We start from the raw sequence: 19,552 nt of genomic DNA, 5'->3' as shown, positions 1-19,552 counted from the left end.
CTTTGGAGAGCTGAGAGTATGGATACCTCTGTTTCCCGTCCTGAACTGCTGCTGGTTGCAGATGCTGTTTCGCGCGAGAAGGGAATCGAACGCGAAGAAGTGCTGGAAGCCATGGAGCAGGCTATCCAGAAGGCCGGACGTGCCAAATACGGGCATGAGAAAGATATCCGCGCGACCATTGATCGCCGGACGGGTGAAGTGCGTCTCTCCCGCTGGACGGAAGTTGTCGAGCAGGTAGAGAACGAGGAAACCCAGATTCCGCTGGCCATTGCCCGCAAGTTCCAGCCGGAAATCAAGGCTGGCGAATATCTGGTTGATCCGCTGCCGCCTATCGATTTTGGCCGTATTGCCGCCCAGACCGCCAAGCAGGTGATTGTCCAGCGCGTGCGGGAATATGAGCGCAAGCGCCAGTATAACGAATTCAAGGACCGCGTAGGCGAGATCGTCAACGGCACTGTCAAACGGACCGAATACGGCAACCTGATGGTGGAAATCGGCTCTGCCGAGGCGCTGCTGCGCCGGGATGAGCTGATTCCGCGTGAATCCTTCCGCAACTCCGACCGCGTGCGCGCCTACATCTATGATGTGCGTGATGAACCCCGTGGCCCGCAGATCTTCCTCTCCCGCACGCATCCGGCCTTCCTGGCCAAGCTGTTCGCGCAGGAAGTGCCTGAAATCTATGATGGTATCATTGAGATCAAGGCTGTGGCGCGTGACCCGGGTTCCCGTGCAAAGATGGCCGTGATCTCCCGTGATGCGTCCATTGATCCGGTTGGCGCCTGCGTGGGTATGCGTGGGTCTCGCGTGCAGGCGGTTGTGGCCGAACTGCAGGGCGAAAAGATTGATATCATTCCGTGGAGCCCGCAGGCCGCGACCTTTGTGGTGAACGCACTGGCGCCGGCTGAAGTCTCCAAAGTGGTGATGGATGAAGAAGCGGGCCGCGTTGAAGTGGTGGTGCCGGACGAGCAGCTTTCGCTGGCCATTGGCCGCCGTGGGCAGAACGTGCGTCTGGCCAGCCAGTTGACGCGTTGGGATATTGATATCCTGACCGAAGCTGAAGAATCCGAACGCCGCCAGGAAGAATTCCGTCGCCGCACCAACCTGTTTGTTGAAGCGCTGGATGTTGATGATGTGATTGCCGGTCTTCTGGTGACGGAAGGCTTCCATACCATTGAAGAACTGGCCTATGCCGACCCGGATGAACTGATTGGCATTGAAGGTTTTGACGAATCGGTGGTAAGTGAACTGGTGCAGCGCGCCGAAGCCTATCTGGTGAAACAGGAAGAAAACCTGGATACCAAGCGGCGCGAGCTCGGTGTGTCTGATGACATTGCCGATATGGGCGTGTTTACCAACCAGATGCTTGTGACACTGGGTGAAAAGGGTGTAAAAACTCTGGACGACCTTGCTGATCTGGCTGGTGATGAGCTTGTCGAAATTCTCGGTACTGACGCTATTGAGGAAGATGCTGCCAATGAAATCATCATGGCGGCGCGTGCTCACTGGTTTGACGAGGAAGACGGCAAAAGCGCCGAGCAGGAGTAAGAACGGGTCTGGCTGCTGAAAAGCCTGACAAACAATGAGTGGTGATTTTTTGCCCGAAGCGGATGAAGACGAAAAAGGCCCCCTGCGGCGCTGTGCAGTAACACGGCAGCAGGAAAAACCAGCCTTGATGTTGCGTTTTGTGGTATCACCCTCATCTGTTGTTGTGCCTGACCTGGACGCGCGACTGCCCGGACGGGGAATATGGTTGAGCGCCCAGCGGGATGTGATAGAACAGGCCCGCAAGCGCGGCGTGTTTGCGCGGGCGGCACGGCGGCAGGTAACGGTGCCCGAAGATCTGGCTGTTCAGGTTGAGGCCGGTCTGCGTCGGCGCATGGTGGAACTTCTGGGGCTGGCCCGGCGTGCCGGGCAGTCTACCAGTGGTTTCATGAAGGTGCGGGAGTGGGTGATGCGGCGTGAGGCCGCAGTGATCATTCATGCATCTGATGGAAGCAGGGATGAACTGGATCGGCTCCTGTCGGGTGCCAGGAACTTACCTGTGATTGAGGCGCTTTCGGCTGAAGACCTTGCAAGGGTTTTCGGGCGTGAGCGGGTTGTAAACGCAGCATTGGCGCACGGAGGTCTTGCCTCCCGTCTGTGTTGTGAGAATGAGCGTTTTTCGGGGGTTGCCCAAGGTGGCTCCCGGGTTCGCCGGACCTTTCCGGCGGATGGGTGTGAACAGGCGGGTCAATGAGCGAAGGCAAGGATCAGGATCAGGGTAAGGGACGTTTGTCCCTTCGGCCGGCGGGTCGTTCGGAAGTCGGACGGACGGTTGATGCCGGGTCCGTGCGGCAGAGTTTCAGCCATGGCCGCTCCAAGGTCGTGCAGGTTGAGGTGCGCAAGAAGCGTGGCCCCGGCGCTGCAGGCGGAGCTGGTGGCCGTGGTGCGGGCGGTCGTGCAGGAGGTGGCCGTACCCTGACGGCTGCCGAGCTGGCAATGCGCCAGCGCGTGTTGCAGGAACAGAAGAAAGCGGCTGAAGAAGCCGAACGGCGTGAGGCTGAACGGCGCGAGCAGGAAAAGATCCAGATTCTTTCCGCCGCTGAAGAAGCCCGCCGTCGTGAAGAAGATGAAAAGCGTGCCGCTGAAGAAGAAGCTGTAGCCAAGGCTGAAGCTGAGGAAGCGGAACGCAAGGCACGCATCGACTCCATCAAGCCGATTGAAGCCAAAGGGCCGGTGGTTTCTGCTGTGCCCATTCCGGGTGAAGTCACGCTGGCTCCGCCTGTTGGGCGCCTGAAGCCTCTGGCTGAGCGGGCTATCATGCCGGCCAAGCCGCTCAAGCCTGCTGCTCCGCGTCCGCAGGCAGCGCCCGCCGCTGCGGCTGATGGTGCTGCGGCTGCTGCCCAGACCCTGCGTCTGCGTGGTCGTGGTGCGGAAGGGGATGATGATCAGCCCCGCCGTGGCAGCCCTGCACGTCGTCCGGGTGGCAGTGCGCCTCCGCGCAAGAGCCCCGGTGGTGCCCGTAAGGGTGACAGCGGTCGCCGCGCAGGCCGGATTGATATTCAGGCCGCGATTGAAGGGGATGACGACAAGACGCGTTCACTCGCTTCTGTGCGTCGTCAGCGTGAACGTGAACGCCGTCAGGCTGAACTGGAACGTCTCCGTGCCGATCAGGTCCGGGTGGTGCGTGATGTTGTGCTGCCTGAAACCATCACGGTTCAGGAACTGGCCAACCGTATGGCCGCCCGTCAGGGTGAAGTGATCAAGGCGCTGATGAAAAACGGCGTCATGGCAACGGTGACCCAGACCATTGATGCCGATACAGCTGAACTGATCGTTGAAGAATTCGGCCACCGTGTGCGCCGTGTGTCTGAAAGTGACGTTGAGCTGGGCATTGAAGGCATTGAGGACGCACCGGAAGATCTGCAGCCGCGTCCGCCGGTTGTGACCATCATGGGCCATGTTGACCATGGTAAGACCTCTCTGCTGGATGCCCTGCGCACCACAGACGTTGCGGCAGGTGAAGCCGGGGGTATTACCCAGCATATCGGTGCCTATCAGGTGACGCTGGCATCCGGTGCCAAGATCACGTTCCTGGATACGCCCGGACATGAGGCGTTTACCGCCATGCGTGCCCGTGGTGCCTCCATTACGGACGTGGTGGTGCTGGTTGTGGCGGCTGATGATGGTGTGATGCCTCAGACCATTGAGGCCATCAAACACGCCAAGGCTGCCAATGCGCCGATCATTGTGGCCATCAACAAGATCGACAAGCCCGGTGCCAACCCTGACCGCGTGCGTCAGGAACTGCTGAGCCACGAGATTGTTGTGGAATCCATGAGCGGTGACGTGCAGGACGTTGAAGTCTCTGCGCTGAAGCGTGAAGGACTGGACAAGCTGGAAGAAGCCATTCTTCTACAGGCCGAAATTCTGGACCTGAAAGCCAATCCGAACCGGACGGCAGAAGGTGCGGTGATCGAAAGCCGTCTGGACCGTGGCCGTGGGTCCGTGGCGTCCGTGCTGGTGCAGAAGGGCACCCTGCATAAGGGTGACATTGTTGTCGCTGGTGCGGAATGGGGCCGTGTGCGTGCGCTGGTTGATGACCGTGGCCGTCAGGTTGCGGATGCAACGCCGTCCATGCCGGTTGAAATTCTTGGCCTGACAGGCGTTCCTTCTGCAGGTGCTCCGTTTGTTGTGGTCGAGAACGAAAACCGCGCCCGCGAAATTTCTGAATTCCGTCAGCGTAAGCTGAAGGAGCATCAGGTTGCAGGTCAGGTTGCTGCTCGCGGCACGCTGGACCAGATGCTGGCCCGTATTCAGGCGGGTGAGCAGAAGGAAGTGGCGGTTCTCATCAAGGCGGACGTTCAGGGATCTGCCGAGGCTATCCAGACCACAGTGCTCAAGCTGGCGCATGAAGAAGTTGCAGTGCGTGTGCTCAATGCAACAGTGGGGCAGATCACGGAAAGTGATGTGCAGTTCGCCAAGGCGTCTGATGCCGTTATCATTGCCTTTAACGTGCGTGCCACAGCGCAGGCCCGTACCCTCGCCCAGCGCGAAGGTGTGGAAATTCGCTACTACTCCATCATCTATCAGGTAGCTGATGATGTGGAGCAGCTGGTGCGTGGCAAGATTGCGCCCAAGCATCGCGAAAAGTTCCTTGGGTATGCCGAAATCCGCAAGGTTTTCGAAATTACCAAAGTGGGCAAGGTGGCTGGCTGTTACGTTACGGAAGGCGTTGTCAAACGCGGTTGTGGCGTGCGTCTGCTGCGTGATGGTGTGGTTATCCATGAAGGTGACCTCAGCCAGCTCAAGCGCTTCAAGGACGATGTCAAGGAAGTGGCCCGTGGTTATGAGTGCGGTCTCTCCTTTGCTGGATACAATGACCTGCGCGAAGGCGATGTGGTCGAATGTTTTGAAAGTGAGTTGGTGCCTGCATGAGCCGTCGGAACGGATCAGACAGGCCTGGAATGAAAGGACCGGCGGGGTATCTCGCCGGTCTTTCTCCTTTAGGGCCGTCTCAACGCCAGTTACGGGTGGGCGAAGAAGTTCGTCGTGTGCTGGCTGAACTTTTTGCGCGGACCACTTTTCGTGATCCTGATCTGGCAGACGCCACGGTTACGGTGACGGAAGTGCGTCTTTCTCCGGATTTCAAACATGCCACCGTGTTTGTGGCGCGTCTGGGCCGGAGCGATATTGATGCGCTGCTGCCTGCGCTCAAGCGGGTAGCCCCATGGTTGCGTACCCAGATGTCGCATAAGCTGCGGCTGCGTGTAGCGCCGGAATTGCATTTCCAGCCAGATACAACGCTGGATTACGCCATGCATATGGATAGTCTGCTGAAATCTCCAGATGTGAAGCGTGATCTGGATGAAGAAGACGAACCGGACGCAGACAAGAAAGACGATTCGGAGAACTGAGAAAGGCCACCTTTTGGGGCTTTCCTAGTTCTTCCATGTCTGCACAACGGGGCGGATAGCAAAATTGCTTTGAATCCGCACAACACCCGGCATGCGGGATAGTTCTTCTTTATGGATGCGTTCGTAATCTGACATATCCTGCGCTTCCACGCGCAGCAGATAGTCCGCATCACCTGTCATCAGGTAACATTCCTTTACATCGGGGCAATCCCGCACACGGCTTTCAAAGCGGCGCAGGCAGTCTTCTGTCTGGCGCTCCAGTGTGATCTGTACAATCACCGTCGCCATGGTGCGTGTGGCATTGCGATCAATAATGGCGCGATAGCCCTGAATAATTCCGTTTTTTTCCAGAAGTTTAACCCGGCGCAGGCACGCTGAAGGCGAAAGACCCACGCGCTGGGCCAGATCCGCATTGCTCAGCCGTCCATCATGTTGCAGGTGGCGCAGAATGGCGTCTGTCATGCGGTCGAAGATCATGTATCTACTTCCTGTCTATTGCCGCATGTTATGCGATAAAAATCATCTTTGTCAGAATTTTATGCGACAAAACGGCAAGATATGCCACACACTCTTTGCTAAAATTGTCATATCGAAACAGTGTGGAGTTCTGGCACCATGTCTTCCTGTTCTCTTCCGCGTGCTGACTGGGCTGCTACCCGGGCAGGTGCCGTGTTGACGGTGGATCTGGGAGCCATAGTGGACAATTATCGCCAGCTTGTTCAGCGCACTGCCGGTGCAGTGTGTGCTGCGGTGGTCAAAGCAGATGCCTATGGGCTTGGTGCGGCGCATGTGGCGCCTACTTTGCAAAAGGCTGGCGCAAAAGAGTTTTTTGTTGCGCATGTGGATGAAGGGCTGGCTCTGAGGCCCTCCCTTTCGCCACACGCGCGGATTACCGTTCTGCACGGGGCCCGGCCGGACGCTTTGGCGGAATGTGTGGAAAGCGGGCTGCGGCCCGTGCTCAACAGCATGGAACAGATTGCGCAGTTACGTGCACTGGCTGAGCGGAAGGGCAAGGCGCTTGATGCTGTCTTGCAGTTGGACACAGGCATGTCCCGTTTCGGGCTTTCTGCAAGCGATGTTCAGCAGCTTTTTGAAAACCCTGCTCTGTTGAAAGGGATATCTCTCAGCCTGATCATGAGCCATCTGGCCTGTGCGGATACGCTGGAGAACCCGGCTAATGCCCAGCAGTTGGAGCGGTTGAAACAGTATGCCGCCCTGTTGCCTCCGGCACCGCTCAGCCTCGCGGCGTCATCCGGTATTTTTCTGGGTGCCGCGTATCATCAGGATCTGGTGCGCCCCGGTGCAGCACTTTATGGCGTGGCCCCCAATGCCTCTGGCCCCAATCCCCTGAAGCAGGTGGTGCGTTTGCAGGCGCGCGTGCTGCAAACCCGCACGCTCTCAAAAGGAGACAGGGTGGGATACGGGCTGACATGGCAGGCCGAGGGGCCATGCCGGGTGGCGACCCTTGCCACAGGCTATGCGGATGGTTTTGCCCGTCAGGGCGCCAGCACGGGCTGTGCGTGGTTCAAGGGGCAGAAATTGCCCATTCTGGGCCGGATTTCCATGGATTCCATGACGGTGGATGTCTCTGCCATTCCCGAGGCGGAACTGGCGGCTGATGCACTGGTGGATCTGCTGAATGCACAATATGGCGTGGATGATGTTGCCGCTGCGGAAGGGACCATCGGCTATGAGGTTCTAACGTCTCTGGGGCGGCGGTATCACCGCGTTTACCAGCATCACGCGTGAAAACATCAGATATTTTCTGAACACATTAAGGGCGACGCATTATGAAAGTTCTTGTTCTGGGCGGTGGCGTGGTTGGGGTGACCTCCGCATGGTATCTGGCGCAGGCCGGGCATGAAGTAACCGTTGTGGACCGTCAGCCTGAAGCCGGGATGGAAACCAGCTTTGCCAATGCAGGCCAGGTGTCGCCCGGTTATTCCGCCCCGTGGGCCGGGCCGGGTGTGCCGTTTAAATCCATACGCTGGCTTATGATGGCGCATCGTCCGTTTGTGTTCTGGCCTCTGCCGGACCCGCATTTGTGGAAATGGCTGTGGCAGATGCTGGAAAACTGCACCACCCCTGCGTATGACCGGAACAAGGGCCGTATGGTGCGGCTGGCAGAATACAGCCGTGATGTGCTGGGGGACCTGCGCAAGGAAACCGGCATTACCTATGATGACCGGCAACAGGGCACCTTGCAGGTGTTCCGCACCCAGAAGCAGCTTGATGGCGCGGCACTGGATATTGCAGTGCTCAAACAATACCAGGTGCCCTATGAGGTGCTGGACCGTGATGCCTGTGTGAAGGCTGAACCCGGCCTTGCCGATGCCGCGCATAAAATTGTGGGTGGTCTGCGTCTGCCGGGTGATGAAACGGGTGATGCGTTCAAGTTCACGCAGACACTGGCCAGCATGGCTGCAAAAGCGGGCGTAACCTTTCTGTACAACACCAAGATCAAGCAGATTCTGGCAGATGGTGGGCGCATTACTGGTGTGGAAACCAGTGGCGGCGTGCTGACGGCCGATTCCTATGTGTTGTCTCTGGGCAGTTTCTCGCCGGGAGTGGTCCGTCCGCTTGGGCTCGATCTGCCCATCTATCCGGTGAAGGGATATTCCCTGACGGCTGCCATTACGGATGCAGCCCGTGCGCCGGTTTCCACCATCATGGATGAAACGTTCAAGATCGGCATTACCCGTCTGGGAGACCGCGTGCGGGTGGGGGGCACGGCGGAACTGGCTGGGTTCAGCCGCCGCCTGCGTGCACCGCGCCGGGAGACACTGGAACATTCCGTGACGGACCTGTTTGCCAACTGCTGTGATGTGCCGGGCGCCACGTTCTGGACCGGCCTGCGACCCATGACGCCGGACGGCACACCCATTATTGGCCGCACAGGATATGAAAACCTGTTCCTGAACACGGGGCATGGCACGTTGGGCTGGACCATGGCCTGTGGTTCAGGCCGGGTTCTGGCCGATATCATGTCTGGAAAGAAGCCTGATATAGCTTATGAAGATCTGAACGTCTTCCGTTACGGTCAGTAAAATTCGCTCCGCCTTCTTTTGGGAGGGCGGCATTTCTATCGTTTCTTTAACAAAACTTTAAAGTCTCTTATTCGCATATCGTGGTTTTTTCAAAACTGTGTCCTGTTACTGTCATGGCAGTGACATGGATATGCCTGTTTTGGGTGGTTCCTTACCTGCGTCTGCCGGAAAAGCGTGGTGTTCCGGCATTGGGAAATAAGGGGTGGGCTACAGTCGATATGGTGGATAAGCGGTTTTCAGGGCAGGGTTCTCTGCGCCGGAAAAGGCGGCAGGGTGCGCGTCCGGGTGTTGGTTTTCGGGTTGTTCTTTCTCTTGGCGTCGGGCTTTTTGCGGCTGCCGGTGGGGGGCTGGCCCCTACCGTGACGCACGCTGCCGAGGCCAGTATTTCTTCTCCGGCTGTTTCCCAAAAGACTGTTTCAACGGCAGCGGCTCCGTTCAAGCCCAATGCGGCAGATCAGGCGCTGCTGGAAGATCTGGAACACCGCACCTTCCAATGGTTCTGGGAGTCCGGAGACCCGCAAACCGGGCTGGTGCCTGACCGTTATCCGTCTGATCAGACACAGGCCAGCGTGGCGTCCATCGGGTTTGGACTTACGGCTTACGGCATTGGCGCGGAACGTGGCTATATTACGCGGGCTCAGGCCATTACGCGTACGTTGAATACCCTGCGTTATCTTTCTCGCCTGCCGCAGAACGCCAGTGCGGACGATGCCTCTGGCTACCACGGATTTTTCTATCATTTTCTGGATCATAAAACCGGCCTGCGCTTCAACAAGGATATCGAGCTCTCCAGCATTGATACCGCGTTGCTGATGCAGGGTGTGCTGTTTACAGAAAGCTATTACACGCAGGATACGCCGCAGGAGCGTGAAATCCGCACATTGGCCAATAGGCTTTTCCAGAATGTGGATTGGCCGTGGATGCGCCGGCCCGATCAGCGCCTGAGCATGGGGTGGTCGCCGGAGCATCAGTTCCTGCCCAATTATTGGGAAGGCTACAGTGAAGGCATGATGGCCTATGTGCTGGCGCTGGGGTCTGTCATGCACCCGTTGCAGCCGGCATCCTGGCAGGCGTGGCTGGCCACCAATGACAAACGCTGGGGGGAATATAGCGGGCAGACGCTGCTGAATTTCGCACCGCTTTTCGGGCACCAGTACACCCATTCCTGGATTGATTTCCGGGGCATTCAGGATGACTGGAACCGTGAAAAAGGCATAGATTATTTTGAAAACAGCCGTCGTGCGGCCTATGCGCAGCGGTCCTATGCCATGGCCAACCCCGGCAAGTGGCAGGATTACGGGCCGGATGTATGGGGGCTGACAGCAAGTGACGGCCCCGGTGAAGTGACGGAAACCGTCAACGGGCAGACGCGCCACTTCTTCTCCTATTCCGCGCGTGGGGCCGGGCGGGATTACACGCAGGATGACGGCACCATTGCCCCCACGGCGGCAGGTGGGTCTGTTGCCTTTGCGCCGGAAATTGCGGTGCCTGCCCTGCGGGAAATGAAAAAGCGATATGGTAGCCACATTTATGGCCGCTACGGCTTTGTGGATGCGTTCAACCCCAGCTACCACAAAGGCAATACGCCTTTCTGGTCTGACACCGCTTATCTGGGCATTGATCAGGGGCCCATTCTGCTGATGCTGGAAAACCGCCGCAGTGGGTTTGTGTGGAACGTGATGAAAAGCAATCCGGTTATTCGGCAGGGATTGCTGCGTGCCGGATTCCGGGGTGGCTGGCTTGGCACGTCTTCTGCGTCTGATACCGCACCAGTCGAGCAGAAAAGTGCCGTGCGGACCAATCAGGCCGGGTAAGGCAGATCGGGCCTAAGCGAGGCAAGGGACGAGACAGGGCAGGGGGCTATCCCTGCGTTGCTTCCTCAGATGTGTTTACTGTCTCTCATATAAAAAGCGCCGTTCAGATCAGACTGAACGGCGCTTTTTTGATCAGCCCTGATAGGAGGCAATTTCAATCAGGTTCTGGTCTGGATCATGACAATAAACGGATGTGATCGGCCCAAGTGCCCCTAGGCGCGCCACGGGGCCTTCCACAATGCTCACGCCACATTTCTCCAGATGTTCGACCACATCGTCACTGGTGACGGCTGTGACAAAGCATAGGTCATTCCCTCCCGGCAGCGCGTGGACGGCGGTTTCCCATCCCTCGGTGCCCTGTGGGCGCAGGTTGAGCTTCTGGCCACCAAAACGCAGGGCCGTGCGGTTGTTGCGCCCGTATTCCTCCCGCTCCATCCCTAATACCCGTTGGTACCAGGATGCTGAAATTTCGAGGTCTCTTACAGTCAGGACAGCATGGTCCATCCGGTCAACGGTAAAGCGCATGAAACGGCAGGGCTCCTCTGGCTGGCCCGCCTTCCCGTAAGGCGGGCGGCTGAATGGCTCAGCTTAACTCAGCGTAGAAGTCATTGCCCTTATCGTCGATAACAATAAACGCCGGGAAGTCCTCGACCTCAATTTTCCACACAGCTTCCATGCCCAGTTCGGGATACTCAAGCACTTCCACCTTGCGGATGCAGTCCTGCGCCAGCCGGGCTGCGGGGCCGCCAACGGAGCCCAGATAGAAGCCGCCATATTTCTGGCAGGCGTCCTTCACGGCTTTGGAGCGGTTGCCCTTGGCCAGCATGACAAAGGAGCCGCCATTGGCCTGAAGTTCCGCCACATACGAATCCATACGCCCGGCCGTTGTCGGGCCAAAGGAGCCAGTGGCCATGCCGGTGGGTGTTTTGGCAGGGCCTGCGTAATAAACGGGGTGGTCTTTCAGGTATTGCGGTAGACCTTCCCCCCGGTCCAGCCGTTCCTTGAACTTGGCGTGGGCAATATCGCGCGCCACAACCACGGTGCCGGTCAGCGCCAGACGGGTTTTGACAGGATATTGCGAGAGTTCCTTGCGGATCTCATCCATGGGGCGGTTGAGGTTGATCTTGATGGCATCTCCACCCAGATGCTCGTCCGTTGTTTCAGGCAGGAAGCGGGCAGGGTCATGCTCAAGCTGTTCCAGAAAAAAGCCATCCGCCGTGATGCGGGCCTTGATCTGGCGGTCAGCAGAGCAGGAAACGCCCATGCCAACTGGCAGGGAGGCTCCATGGCGCGGCAGGCGGATCACCCGCACATCGTGGCAGAAATACTTGCCGCCAAACTGCGCGCCAATGCCCAGCTTGCGGGTAAGGCCCAGAATTTTCTGTTCCATTTCCACATCCCGGAAGGCATGGCCGGTGGGGCTGCCGCTGGTGGGCAGGCTGTCATACCAGTGGGTGGAAGCCAGCTTGACGGTTTTCAGCGTCTGCTCGGCAGACATGCCGCCAATCACGATAGCCAGATGGTAAGGCGGGCAGGCGGAGGTGCCCAGCGTTTTGATCTTGGTGTCCAGCCAGTCCAGCAGCTTCTGTTCAGACCCCAGCAGGGCGCGGGTTTCCTGAAACAGGAAGGTCTTGTTGGCGGAGCCGCCGCCCTTGGCCACAAACATCAGATCAAACTGTTCATCATGATGCGTGGCGGGGCTGGCGAAGATATCGCACTGCACGGGCAGGTTGGTGCCAGTGTTCTTTTCTTCGAACATGGACAGAGGCGCCATCTGTGAATAGCGCAGATTGGTGCGGGTGTAAGTTTCATACACCCCCTTGGAGAACGCGACTTCCTCATCGCCCTCAACCCACACACGCTGGCCTTTCTTGCCGAAGACAATGGCGGTGCCGGTATCCTGACACATGGGCAGCACACCCCCTGCGGCAATGCAGGCGTTCTTCAGCAGATCAAGCGCCACAAAGCGGTCATTGTCCGAGGCTTCAGGGTCTTTGAGGATGCTGGAGAGCTGTTCCAGATGTTTGGGCCGCAGGTAGTGGGCCACTTCATGGAACGCCTGCGCCGTGAATTCTGTCAGCGCTTCGGGTGTGATGTGCAGAACGGTCTTGCCACCACAGTGAGAGGTGCTGACACCCCCCTTGATATCCACCTTGCGATAGGTGGTGGTGTCTTCCCCCAACGGAAAGATGGGGGAGTAAGCAAAGGCAGGCACAGGCGGGCGGGGGGGCTGGCTATTCATGGTGTGCGTGATCTCCGTGGCCTTGGCCCCTCTGCCGGGGCCATCAGGCGGGTGATGGCCCTTTCTTGCGAAAAGCGTCAAGGCTCACCACCTGCGGAGATGAATCACTTTCTGCTGTTCCGCTGGCTTCCTGCTGGTCCGCGGCGTTTGCATCCACCACGGGCGTGTCCGTGGTTTCGGCTTCATCCGGTTCTTCTGCCATGAAATGCAGGCTGAGATGGATGGAAGGATCAGCAAAGCCGGTAAAGGCGCGCACGGGAATGACCAGCGTGCTGCCAATGCCGCCAAAGGACAGACCGACAGACACAATGCCTGCCGGGCGATCTACCTTCAGGTCCCAGAACTGGTGTTGCAGCACTATGGTCATCTCATGCGGATACTGGGCGCGGAGACGGGCCGGAATGTCCACGCCGGGGAAGTCAGTCCGGAAAGTCAGATAGAAATGGTGCTCGCCTGCAAGCCCTTCACGGCTCACATATTCGAGCGCACTCAACATCACACCCCGATAGGCGTCTTCCAGCCAGCGTTCATAAGGCAGCAGGCTTTCAGGGGGAAAAGCGCCGTTTTCCGGTGTGTTATCGTGGTCATCAGTCATGGCGGCTCTCCTGTTCTGCGCCGGTATGGGGGCTCCGGCGTCCTTTTGATCACTCTGCCGTCAGCCATGCGGGAAAGGTGTGGCGAGCGCAAGGCAGTGGCGCATGATTCTCTGCCACGGCAGGCAGCCATGCAAAATGCAAAACGCCTGAGAGCGTAAAAATAAACAGCGATGAGGAGAAAAAAGTGGGAGGGCTTCTGTTGCCCGGTGCCCTCCCGAACCGCGCTTATCGCTTATGCAGCAACAGCGAGCACCTCTGAGTTATCGTTGGCACTTGTAAGTTTAGCCCGATAACGGTGGTACAATGCCGGGCAAAAGGAAGGTCTTTACCACGCGTGTCGAGCCTGTTTCGTCCCCATCTGTCCATGCCCGCAAAGGCCGGATTTTTATGGTGGAGACGCCGGGTACTGCCCCCGGGTCCACTACGCTTATTCCACGTTCCGTTTATCGCCATAGCCAAGGGGCAAGCCCCTCCTGCACTGCTGAACATAAGGAGCACACGGGCTTTTTGCAAGAGGCACGCTGCGGGTGGTGTGATGCCAGTGGTGTAGCTGGGTCTGGTGGAAGACTCGGGCCGCGCCTGCAGGTGGCCACTGCGGCATGACGCTGGAGCGGGTTATTGTGCGGCGGCAGCGGGCCGGGGCGGTTGTGCCTGCCGTTGGTGTGCGTGGCTTTCGGCCAGAACCAGCAGGCGTTCCAGATCGTCCACTTCAATATCAAATGTTTCGTCTGTTTTGCTCAGGGCCGCCAGAATATCCTCCCGCTGCACGCCTGTTTTCTGGGGTGGGGCAGCAAGAGCCTGATGAGGATAGGTGTGTCCTGTCAGGTGGTGAAAGGCGACCCCCACCCCCACGAGCAAAACTGAGTTCAGGCCAACCGGAACAATGGGAAACAGGAAGGCGGCCCCAAGCCCGGCAGAAGAGGGATGCATGAGCACGGAGGTAAGCGCCGCCGCGCCGCCGGGTGGGTGGAGGGTGCGGGTCAGACTCATGACCAGAATAGCAAGCCCCACGGCCAGCCCTGCCGCTGGCATGGGATTACTGACCACCAGACTGACCAGCACCCCAACCATGGCGGAGATCATGTTGCCGCCGATCACGGCCCTTGGGGAGGCCAGTGGGCTGGCAGGCAAGGCGAACACCAGAACGGAAGACGCCCCTATGGGCGCAACAAGAGCGGGTAGGGAGGCCGGGGTGACGCATCCTGTCACCAGCATGCTGATCAGGATTCCGCACACGCCTCCAAGCCCGATCAACACGGGTGAGGGCTTTGGCCGGATCAGAGTCATGCCGGAGGGCAGGAAAGAGACATGTTTCTTCATGGAGGAGAGATCTGCCGGAAGGGCGGAGAGAAGTTGAAGGGTTTTTTTGTAACGGTTTCAAAATTACTTTCTGGGGGCAGGATTTTTTCTGACACGTCTGCTCAGGTGTGTCCAATGAAGAGTGCTGAAATACGGGGCTGGTAGCGGGAGAAAGGCCGCTCACCTCGCGGTGGCTGACGCGCCCGACGGAGGGCCTATGAAGGGATTGGGTTCTGTTTCCCGCTTCTGTAGTGTATGCGATGCCTCCAAACAGTTCCGGGGAACAGCATGTCACTGACCGATGCCCAGCGGGCGGAAATCGCCGCGCACGCCAAAGAAACCACCCCCACCCGCCGGCCAACCGTGCCCGCGCTGGAGGCCATGCTGTATGAACCGCAGGAGGTTCTGGACCACGGATTCCTGCGCGTGATTGATTACATGGGGGACGATTCCGCCATTGTGCAGGCAGCACGCGTTTCCTACGGCCGGGGCACCCGCAAGGTTTCTGAAGATGCCGGGCTGATCCGTTACCTGATGCGGCACCGCCATTCCTCACCGTTTGAGATGTGTGAGATCAAGTTTCACGTCAAACTGCCCATCTTCATTGCCCGGCAGTGGATTCGCCACCGTATGGCCAGCGTGAACGAATATTCTGCCCGCTATTCCATTCTGGACAGTGAGTTCTATTTGCCCGCGCCTGAACACATGGCGGCGCAGAGCGAAATCAACCGGCAGGGCCGTGGGGCCGTGCTGGAAGGCGAGGCCGCGGCGGAGGTGCTGGATATTTTGCGCAATGACGCCATGCGCACCTACAGCAATTATGAAAAAATGCTGAATACGGACGAAGGCTACGGTCTGGCGCGTGAACTGGCCCGTATCAACCTGACGCTGAACACCTACACGCAATGGTACTGGAAGATTGATCTGCATAACCTGATGCACTTCCTTGCCCTGCGGCTTGACCCGCACGCGCAGTACGAAATCCGCGCCTATGCGGAAGTGATGCTGAGAGTGCTGCATGCGTGGGTGCCGCAGACTGCTACCGCCTTTGAAGAGTATCGCCGTGGCGCGGTGACATTCTCCGCCAGCATGATGAAGGTGGTGCGCCGGATGCTGGCTGGTGAAAGCGTTGAGCGCGAAGGCTCCGGCCTGAGCAAGCGCGAGTGGGATGAAATGATGGCCAGCCTGAAAGGCTGAGAACAATGGGGCAGGGTGTGCAGCAGAACAATAAGCCGGTTGCCCCAGTGCCTGCCCCAGTGCCTTCTTCTGTGCCGGACTCTGATCTGGACGCCGTGTTTCTGGAGGGGCTGGAAAGGCAGCAGGGCGAGCATCTGCCTGCGCCCCCCTCCAGCTTCCGTCTGCCGCGTTTTACGCCGTTTGTGGTGGCGGCTGTTGTGCTGGTTGGCATCTGGCTGGCGCTGTTTCTTACGGCTCCCAAGAACGCAAAGCCCCAACATCTGCATATTTGTGAGACCGGAGGGCCGGAAAGCCACAAAGCCCTCTGTCTGCATTAAAGGGCAGCTTCAAAAGGCATGCAGATTAGTCTGCGCTTCCTTCATTTACGTTTGAAAGCATAATTTTCTTAAAGAAGAACCCGGATTTTTATCCTATTTTGGCAGCGTGCCTGGATCACAGCGCTCTCATGGTGAAGGCTATATGGCGCTGTTTCGCAACAGGCTTTCTGGCGGGGGTGTCTATCTGTTTGATGAGCCGGAGGCAGCGCTTTCCCCGGTGCGTCAGATCGAATGTCTCCAAAGCGTGCGGGAAGCGGACAAACGGGGTGACGCGCAGTTTGTTATCGCGGCCCATTCCCCTTTTGTCTGGCCTATCCGGGCGCGATCCTGCTGCATTTGACGCCTTTCGGCTTAATGGAGCGTTCTTTTCAGTAGACGAACATTTTCAGGTTCTCAGTGAATTTCACAAGGCCCCTGAGGGCTTCATGAATACAATTTTTGACGAATGAAAAGAGATAAATATTTTCTGAAAAATTGTTTTCTTATAAACATCTTTCGTAAATATGGATTTTCAGTGTCCCTGCCGGGTGGTGTTACGCCGCGTGCGTGGTAGCCCCATGCCGCAGGCGGCGGGAAAGCAGATTGCCTACGCCCTGTAGCCCCGTCACCAGCACAATCAGCACAGCCACCACCCCCAGCATGACGGGTGTATTGAAGCGTTGGTACCCGTAGCGGATGGCCAGATCTCCCAACCCACCTGCGCCGATAACACCCGCCATGGCGGATGCGCCAACCAGCGTGACCAGTGTGACGGTAAAACCGGAGATCAGACTGGGCAGGCTTTCGGGCAGCAGCACATAGCGCACCACCATCCAGCGTGTGCCGCCCATGGCGCGCACGGCGTCTACCAGTCCGGGGTCCACTTCGCGCAGCGAGACTTCGGCAATGCGGGCAAAATAGGGAATGGCCGCAATGGAGAGCGGCACAATGGCCGCCGTGGTGCCCAGTGCTGTGCCCGCAATCAGCCGCGTTACGGGAATAAGCAGCACCAGCAGAATAATGAACGGCACAGCCCGCACGGCGTCAATCATCAATCCAAGAATGCGGGCCAGCAACGGCATGCGGCAGAGGCCGGAGGGGCCTGTCAGCACCATAAGCACAGCCAGCGGCAGGCCACCTGCCACGGCGATCAGACCAGAAGCCAGCACCATTTCCAGCGTCTGGCCTGTTGCCTGTAGCAGAAGCTCAAGAATCAGCCGGGACATACCCTACCACCTCCACGGACTGGCTCGCATTTTTCAGAAAAGTCAGGCTTTCTTCAGATGGGTTGGCAATCTGCACAAGCACGTCCAGTTCGGGCACGCTCTGGTGTGCGCGAATCTGCGTGGCCAGAACCGTGGCGTTGGTCTGGTGCTGGTGGGCAAGTTGGGCAAGCAACTGGCTCACCAGATCCTGTGTGCTCAGGCCAAGCCTCAGCACCGTCTGGGCGTTGGGCGTGTGAATGGTGGAAAAACCTGCTGGCAGGGCAGGTTCGGATGTCTGTTCAGAGGTGTCCAGAATATCCGCTGGTGTGCCTCGGGCGACAATGCGGCCTTTATCCAGCACCAGCACATGGTGGGCCAGTTGCCGCACCACATCCATTTCATGCGTGATGAACACAATGGTCAGGCCCAGCGTGCGGTTGATATCCGCCAGCAGCGCCAGAATGGAGGTTGTTGTCTCCGGGTCCAGCGCGGAGGTCGCTTCATCACACAGCAACAGGCTGGGGTTGGCTGCTAAGGCACGGGCAATGCCGACACGCTGCTTCTGCCCGCCGGAGAGCAGGGCCGGATATTTGCGGGCGTGATCAGCCAGCCCAACCAGTTCCAGCAGTTCGGCCACGCGGCGGGTACGCTGTTCCTTGGCGACACCAGCAATTTCAAGCGGCAACGCCACATTGGCGGCCACCGTGCGGGCATTGAGAAGGTTGAAGTGCTGAAACACCACGCCAATCCGGCGGCGCAGTGTCACCAGACGGCCTTCCGGCAGGGTGGCGAGGTCTTCTCCCTCAAGCAGGATACGGCCGGACTGGGGGCGCTCCAGCCCGTTCAGGCACCGCAGCAGGGTGGATTTGCCAGCACCTGACCGCCCGATAATGCCGACACTATCCCCTTTGGAAACGGAAAAGCTGATGTCCTGCAACGCTGTTTGCGCACCAAAGGCGCGGCTGACATGCTCGACCTGAAGGAGTGTCATGACCACGCCGGAACAATGGCTCCATGATACACATCCAGCAGGGCCTGCCGCACATTGGGCTGCTGATAGGCCGCAACCAGCGGTGCAACCCATGGCGCGGCATGGTCAGCCTCGTTCACGGCAATGAAGCACACGTAAGGGTTGTTTTGCAGGGATTCCTGCCCAATACGCTGCTTTTCAACATCAATACCGGCTTTTCTGGCCCATTCCGTGTTGACCACTGCCGCATCCAGATCAGGCAGGGCGCGGCCCACCACACCAGCATCCAGTTCCCGAATGGTGATGTTGCGCGGGTTCTCCGTAATATCCAGTGCTGTGGGTGTCAGGCCCGCGCTGTCTGACACCTTGATCAGCCCCAGCGTTTGCAGCAGCTTGAGGGCGCGGCCCTCATTACTGGGGTCATTCGGCACGCCAATGGTGGCATTTTTGGGCAGGTCGGCCACGGATTTCCAACGGGTGGCATACAGCCCGATGGGGGCAAAATAGGTATTGCCCACCGGCACGATATGGAAGTTGCTGGCGCTGTTCTGCGCTGCCAGAAACGGGCCGTGCTGGAAGGCATTGGCATCCAGTTCGTGCTCGAACAGGGCTTCATTCGGGCCGTTATAGTCGGAAAACGTGGTGATCTTGAGGGGCAGGCCCGCTTTGGCCGCGTTTTCCGTCACAATGCGCCAGATATCCTCATCCTCACCAGACATGATGCCAACGCGCAGGGTCTGGGGTGCGGCGGCATATGCGGCACGGCCCAGAAAAGGCGCACTGCCCAACAGGGCCAGAGCAGACCGGCGGGAAAGAGCGGAAAAAGACATAATGTGCCGCACCTGAAAGCTGAAGAACGAAAAGGGATATAACAAGAGGTGATGATTGAATGGAATGTAATCACTATGTCAAGTGTGTTTAAATGGGAGCGACATTATAATACGAAACAAAAACGGATTTTGCGTTCTCCTTTTTCGTGTCTGCACCAGTCACATGTTTGCCATGTGGGCTTGGGGGTGCAACTGGTGCTGGACTTTCTCTCTTATTTGAAGAGATGTCATGGTGTTTGCTTCTATCATGGCATGTTGCACAGACCATTTCCGACTCAGGGAATTAGAGGAATGTTTATTTTGAAACGTAAGGCTTTTCATAAGTTCTGTCTGGCTCTCTCCGCCACGGCTGCCGTGGGGCTGATGGCTCCCGCTCATGCGGAAACCACGCGGGAAAAACAGACCGCCGCCTGCAAGGGGGATGCCATCAAGCTTTGTGGCCTCTTTATTCCCAATGAGGAAAAAATTACGGCCTGTATGCAAAAGAAGAAAGACAAGCTCAGCCCAAAATGCCGCGCCTTTTTTGACAAGGACCCTGCCAAGAAAAAGAGCGGGACCAAGAAATAAGCCGCCGTGCTCCTTGTGGGGGGCTGTAACGGCAACCTTTAAGGGGCACAGCAGGGTCATGAGGCGGTTTTAAAAGGCAGTTGAAAATATCTT

19 protein-coding genes and 1 other RNA gene are annotated in these 19,552 nt (G+C 58.1%); 11 read left to right on the top strand and 9 right to left on the bottom strand.

Annotated elements, in window-relative coordinates; all coding sequences use genetic code 11:
- Nucleotides 1-18: 18 nt before the first annotated feature.
- The 4 genes from nusA to rbfA are packed head-to-tail and all read left to right on the top strand — an operon-like array spanning nucleotide 19 to nucleotide 5,396.
- A complete protein-coding gene (gene nusA, locus QWU00_RS06105; protein WP_035380151.1) occupies nucleotides 19-1,545 on the top strand; it encodes a transcription termination factor NusA in 1,527 nt (508 codons plus the stop codon).
- Nucleotides 1,546-1,579: 34 nt separating this feature from the next.
- The gene (locus tag QWU00_RS06100) at nucleotides 1,580-2,236 is read left to right on the top strand and encodes an RNA-binding protein (protein WP_006558902.1); all 657 of its coding nucleotides are present in this window, start codon (nucleotides 1,580-1,582) and stop codon (nucleotides 2,234-2,236) included.
- The gene (infB, locus tag QWU00_RS06095; RefSeq protein ID WP_006558903.1) at nucleotides 2,233-4,917 is read left to right on the top strand and encodes a translation initiation factor IF-2; all 2,685 of its coding nucleotides are present in this window, start codon (nucleotides 2,233-2,235) and stop codon (nucleotides 4,915-4,917) included. The genes QWU00_RS06100 and infB overlap by 4 nt, the downstream gene beginning before the upstream one ends.
- The gene (rbfA, locus tag QWU00_RS06090) at nucleotides 4,914-5,396 is read left to right on the top strand and encodes a 30S ribosome-binding factor RbfA (protein ID WP_035380149.1); all 483 of its coding nucleotides are present in this window, start codon (nucleotides 4,914-4,916) and stop codon (nucleotides 5,394-5,396) included. The genes infB and rbfA overlap by 4 nt, the downstream gene beginning before the upstream one ends.
- 24 nt (nucleotides 5,397-5,420) lie before the next feature.
- Here the strand turns inward: rbfA and QWU00_RS06085 are convergent, their stop codons facing one another.
- Nucleotides 5,421-5,873 (bottom strand): Lrp/AsnC family transcriptional regulator, encoded by a 453-nt coding sequence (locus QWU00_RS06085; RefSeq protein ID WP_006558905.1) that lies wholly within the window; start codon nucleotides 5,871-5,873, stop codon nucleotides 5,421-5,423.
- 138 nt (nucleotides 5,874-6,011) lie between these two features.
- On the opposite strand from QWU00_RS06085, the gene alr reads away from it, so the two are divergent.
- From alr to QWU00_RS06070, 3 genes are all read left to right on the top strand, one after another.
- Nucleotides 6,012-7,145, top strand: coding sequence for an alanine racemase (gene alr / locus QWU00_RS06080; RefSeq protein WP_035380146.1), 1,134 nt, complete (start codon nucleotides 6,012-6,014; stop codon nucleotides 7,143-7,145).
- Between the two features lie 41 nt (nucleotides 7,146-7,186).
- Nucleotides 7,187-8,443, top strand: a complete 1,257-nt coding sequence (locus QWU00_RS06075) for a D-amino acid dehydrogenase (protein ID WP_035380144.1) — start codon at nucleotides 7,187-7,189, stop codon at nucleotides 8,441-8,443.
- Nucleotides 8,444-8,556: 113 nt separating this feature from the next.
- Nucleotides 8,557-10,257 carry a glucoamylase family protein gene (locus tag QWU00_RS06070; RefSeq protein WP_222941903.1) on the top strand — a complete coding sequence of 567 codons (1,701 nt, stop codon included), beginning with the start codon at nucleotides 8,557-8,559 and terminating at the stop codon, nucleotides 10,255-10,257.
- A gap of 132 nt (nucleotides 10,258-10,389) precedes the next feature.
- On the opposite strand, the gene QWU00_RS06065 is transcribed toward QWU00_RS06070, so the two are convergent.
- From QWU00_RS06065 to QWU00_RS06045, 5 genes are all read right to left on the bottom strand, one after another.
- Nucleotides 10,390-10,782 (bottom strand): VOC family protein, encoded by a 393-nt coding sequence (locus QWU00_RS06065; protein ID WP_006558909.1) that lies wholly within the window; start codon nucleotides 10,780-10,782, stop codon nucleotides 10,390-10,392.
- Nucleotides 10,783-10,840: 58 nt separating this feature from the next.
- On the bottom strand, nucleotides 10,841-12,499 hold the full coding sequence (locus QWU00_RS06060) for a fumarate hydratase (protein ID WP_035380293.1): 1,659 nt from the start codon (nucleotides 12,497-12,499) through the stop codon (nucleotides 10,841-10,843).
- Between the two features lie 43 nt (nucleotides 12,500-12,542).
- Nucleotides 12,543-13,094 (bottom strand): SspB family protein, encoded by a 552-nt coding sequence (locus QWU00_RS06055; protein ID WP_035380140.1) that lies wholly within the window; start codon nucleotides 13,092-13,094, stop codon nucleotides 12,543-12,545.
- Between the two features lie 184 nt (nucleotides 13,095-13,278).
- Nucleotides 13,279-13,612: a transfer-messenger RNA gene (ssrA, locus tag QWU00_RS06050) on the bottom strand.
- Nucleotides 13,613-13,710: 98 nt separating this feature from the next.
- A complete protein-coding gene (locus QWU00_RS06045; protein ID WP_197056318.1) occupies nucleotides 13,711-14,415 on the bottom strand; it encodes an HPP family protein in 705 nt (234 codons plus the stop codon).
- A 267-nt stretch (nucleotides 14,416-14,682) separates the two neighbouring features.
- On the opposite strand from QWU00_RS06045, the gene thyX reads away from it, so the two are divergent.
- The 3 genes from thyX to QWU00_RS06030 all read left to right on the top strand — a co-directional run bounded on the left by thyX (nucleotide 14,683) and on the right by QWU00_RS06030 (nucleotide 16,248).
- Entirely contained in the window at nucleotides 14,683-15,591 is a 909-nt protein-coding gene (thyX, locus tag QWU00_RS06040) for an FAD-dependent thymidylate synthase (RefSeq protein WP_035380138.1), read from the top strand.
- 5 nt (nucleotides 15,592-15,596) lie between these two features.
- Nucleotides 15,597-15,908: a hypothetical protein gene (locus QWU00_RS06035; RefSeq protein WP_035380137.1), complete on the top strand. Its 312-nt coding sequence runs from the start codon at nucleotides 15,597-15,599 to the stop codon at nucleotides 15,906-15,908.
- A 142-nt stretch (nucleotides 15,909-16,050) separates the two neighbouring features.
- On the top strand, nucleotides 16,051-16,248 hold the full coding sequence (locus QWU00_RS06030; protein WP_150395541.1) for an AAA family ATPase: 198 nt from the start codon (nucleotides 16,051-16,053) through the stop codon (nucleotides 16,246-16,248).
- A 193-nt stretch (nucleotides 16,249-16,441) separates the two neighbouring features.
- Here QWU00_RS06030 and QWU00_RS06025 read toward each other — a convergent pair whose 3' ends face one another.
- From QWU00_RS06025 to QWU00_RS06015, 3 genes are read right to left on the bottom strand one after another with little or no spacing between them, the layout of a single operon-like run.
- A complete protein-coding gene (locus tag QWU00_RS06025) occupies nucleotides 16,442-17,113 on the bottom strand; it encodes a methionine ABC transporter permease (protein ID WP_035380135.1) in 672 nt (223 codons plus the stop codon).
- Nucleotides 17,094-18,083, bottom strand: a complete 990-nt coding sequence (locus tag QWU00_RS06020; RefSeq protein WP_035380133.1) for a methionine ABC transporter ATP-binding protein — start codon at nucleotides 18,081-18,083, stop codon at nucleotides 17,094-17,096. Before QWU00_RS06020 ends, QWU00_RS06025 begins: the two co-directional genes overlap by 20 nt.
- Nucleotides 18,080-18,892, bottom strand: coding sequence for a MetQ/NlpA family ABC transporter substrate-binding protein (locus QWU00_RS06015; protein ID WP_035380131.1), 813 nt, complete (start codon nucleotides 18,890-18,892; stop codon nucleotides 18,080-18,082). The genes QWU00_RS06020 and QWU00_RS06015 overlap by 4 nt, the downstream gene beginning before the upstream one ends.
- A 291-nt stretch (nucleotides 18,893-19,183) precedes the next feature.
- Here QWU00_RS06015 and QWU00_RS06010 point away from each other — a divergent pair, with 291 nt between their 5' ends.
- The gene (locus QWU00_RS06010) at nucleotides 19,184-19,459 is read left to right on the top strand and encodes a hypothetical protein (protein ID WP_045542618.1); all 276 of its coding nucleotides are present in this window, start codon (nucleotides 19,184-19,186) and stop codon (nucleotides 19,457-19,459) included.
- Nucleotides 19,460-19,552: the final 93 nt, after the last annotated feature.

It is taken from the genome of Acetobacter tropicalis (assembly GCF_030644465.1).
In the GTDB taxonomy this organism is placed as follows: domain Bacteria; phylum Pseudomonadota; class Alphaproteobacteria; order Acetobacterales; family Acetobacteraceae; genus Acetobacter; species Acetobacter tropicalis.
Note: the sequence above shows the minus strand (reverse complement) of the source record. Positions and strands in the feature narration are given on the sequence as shown.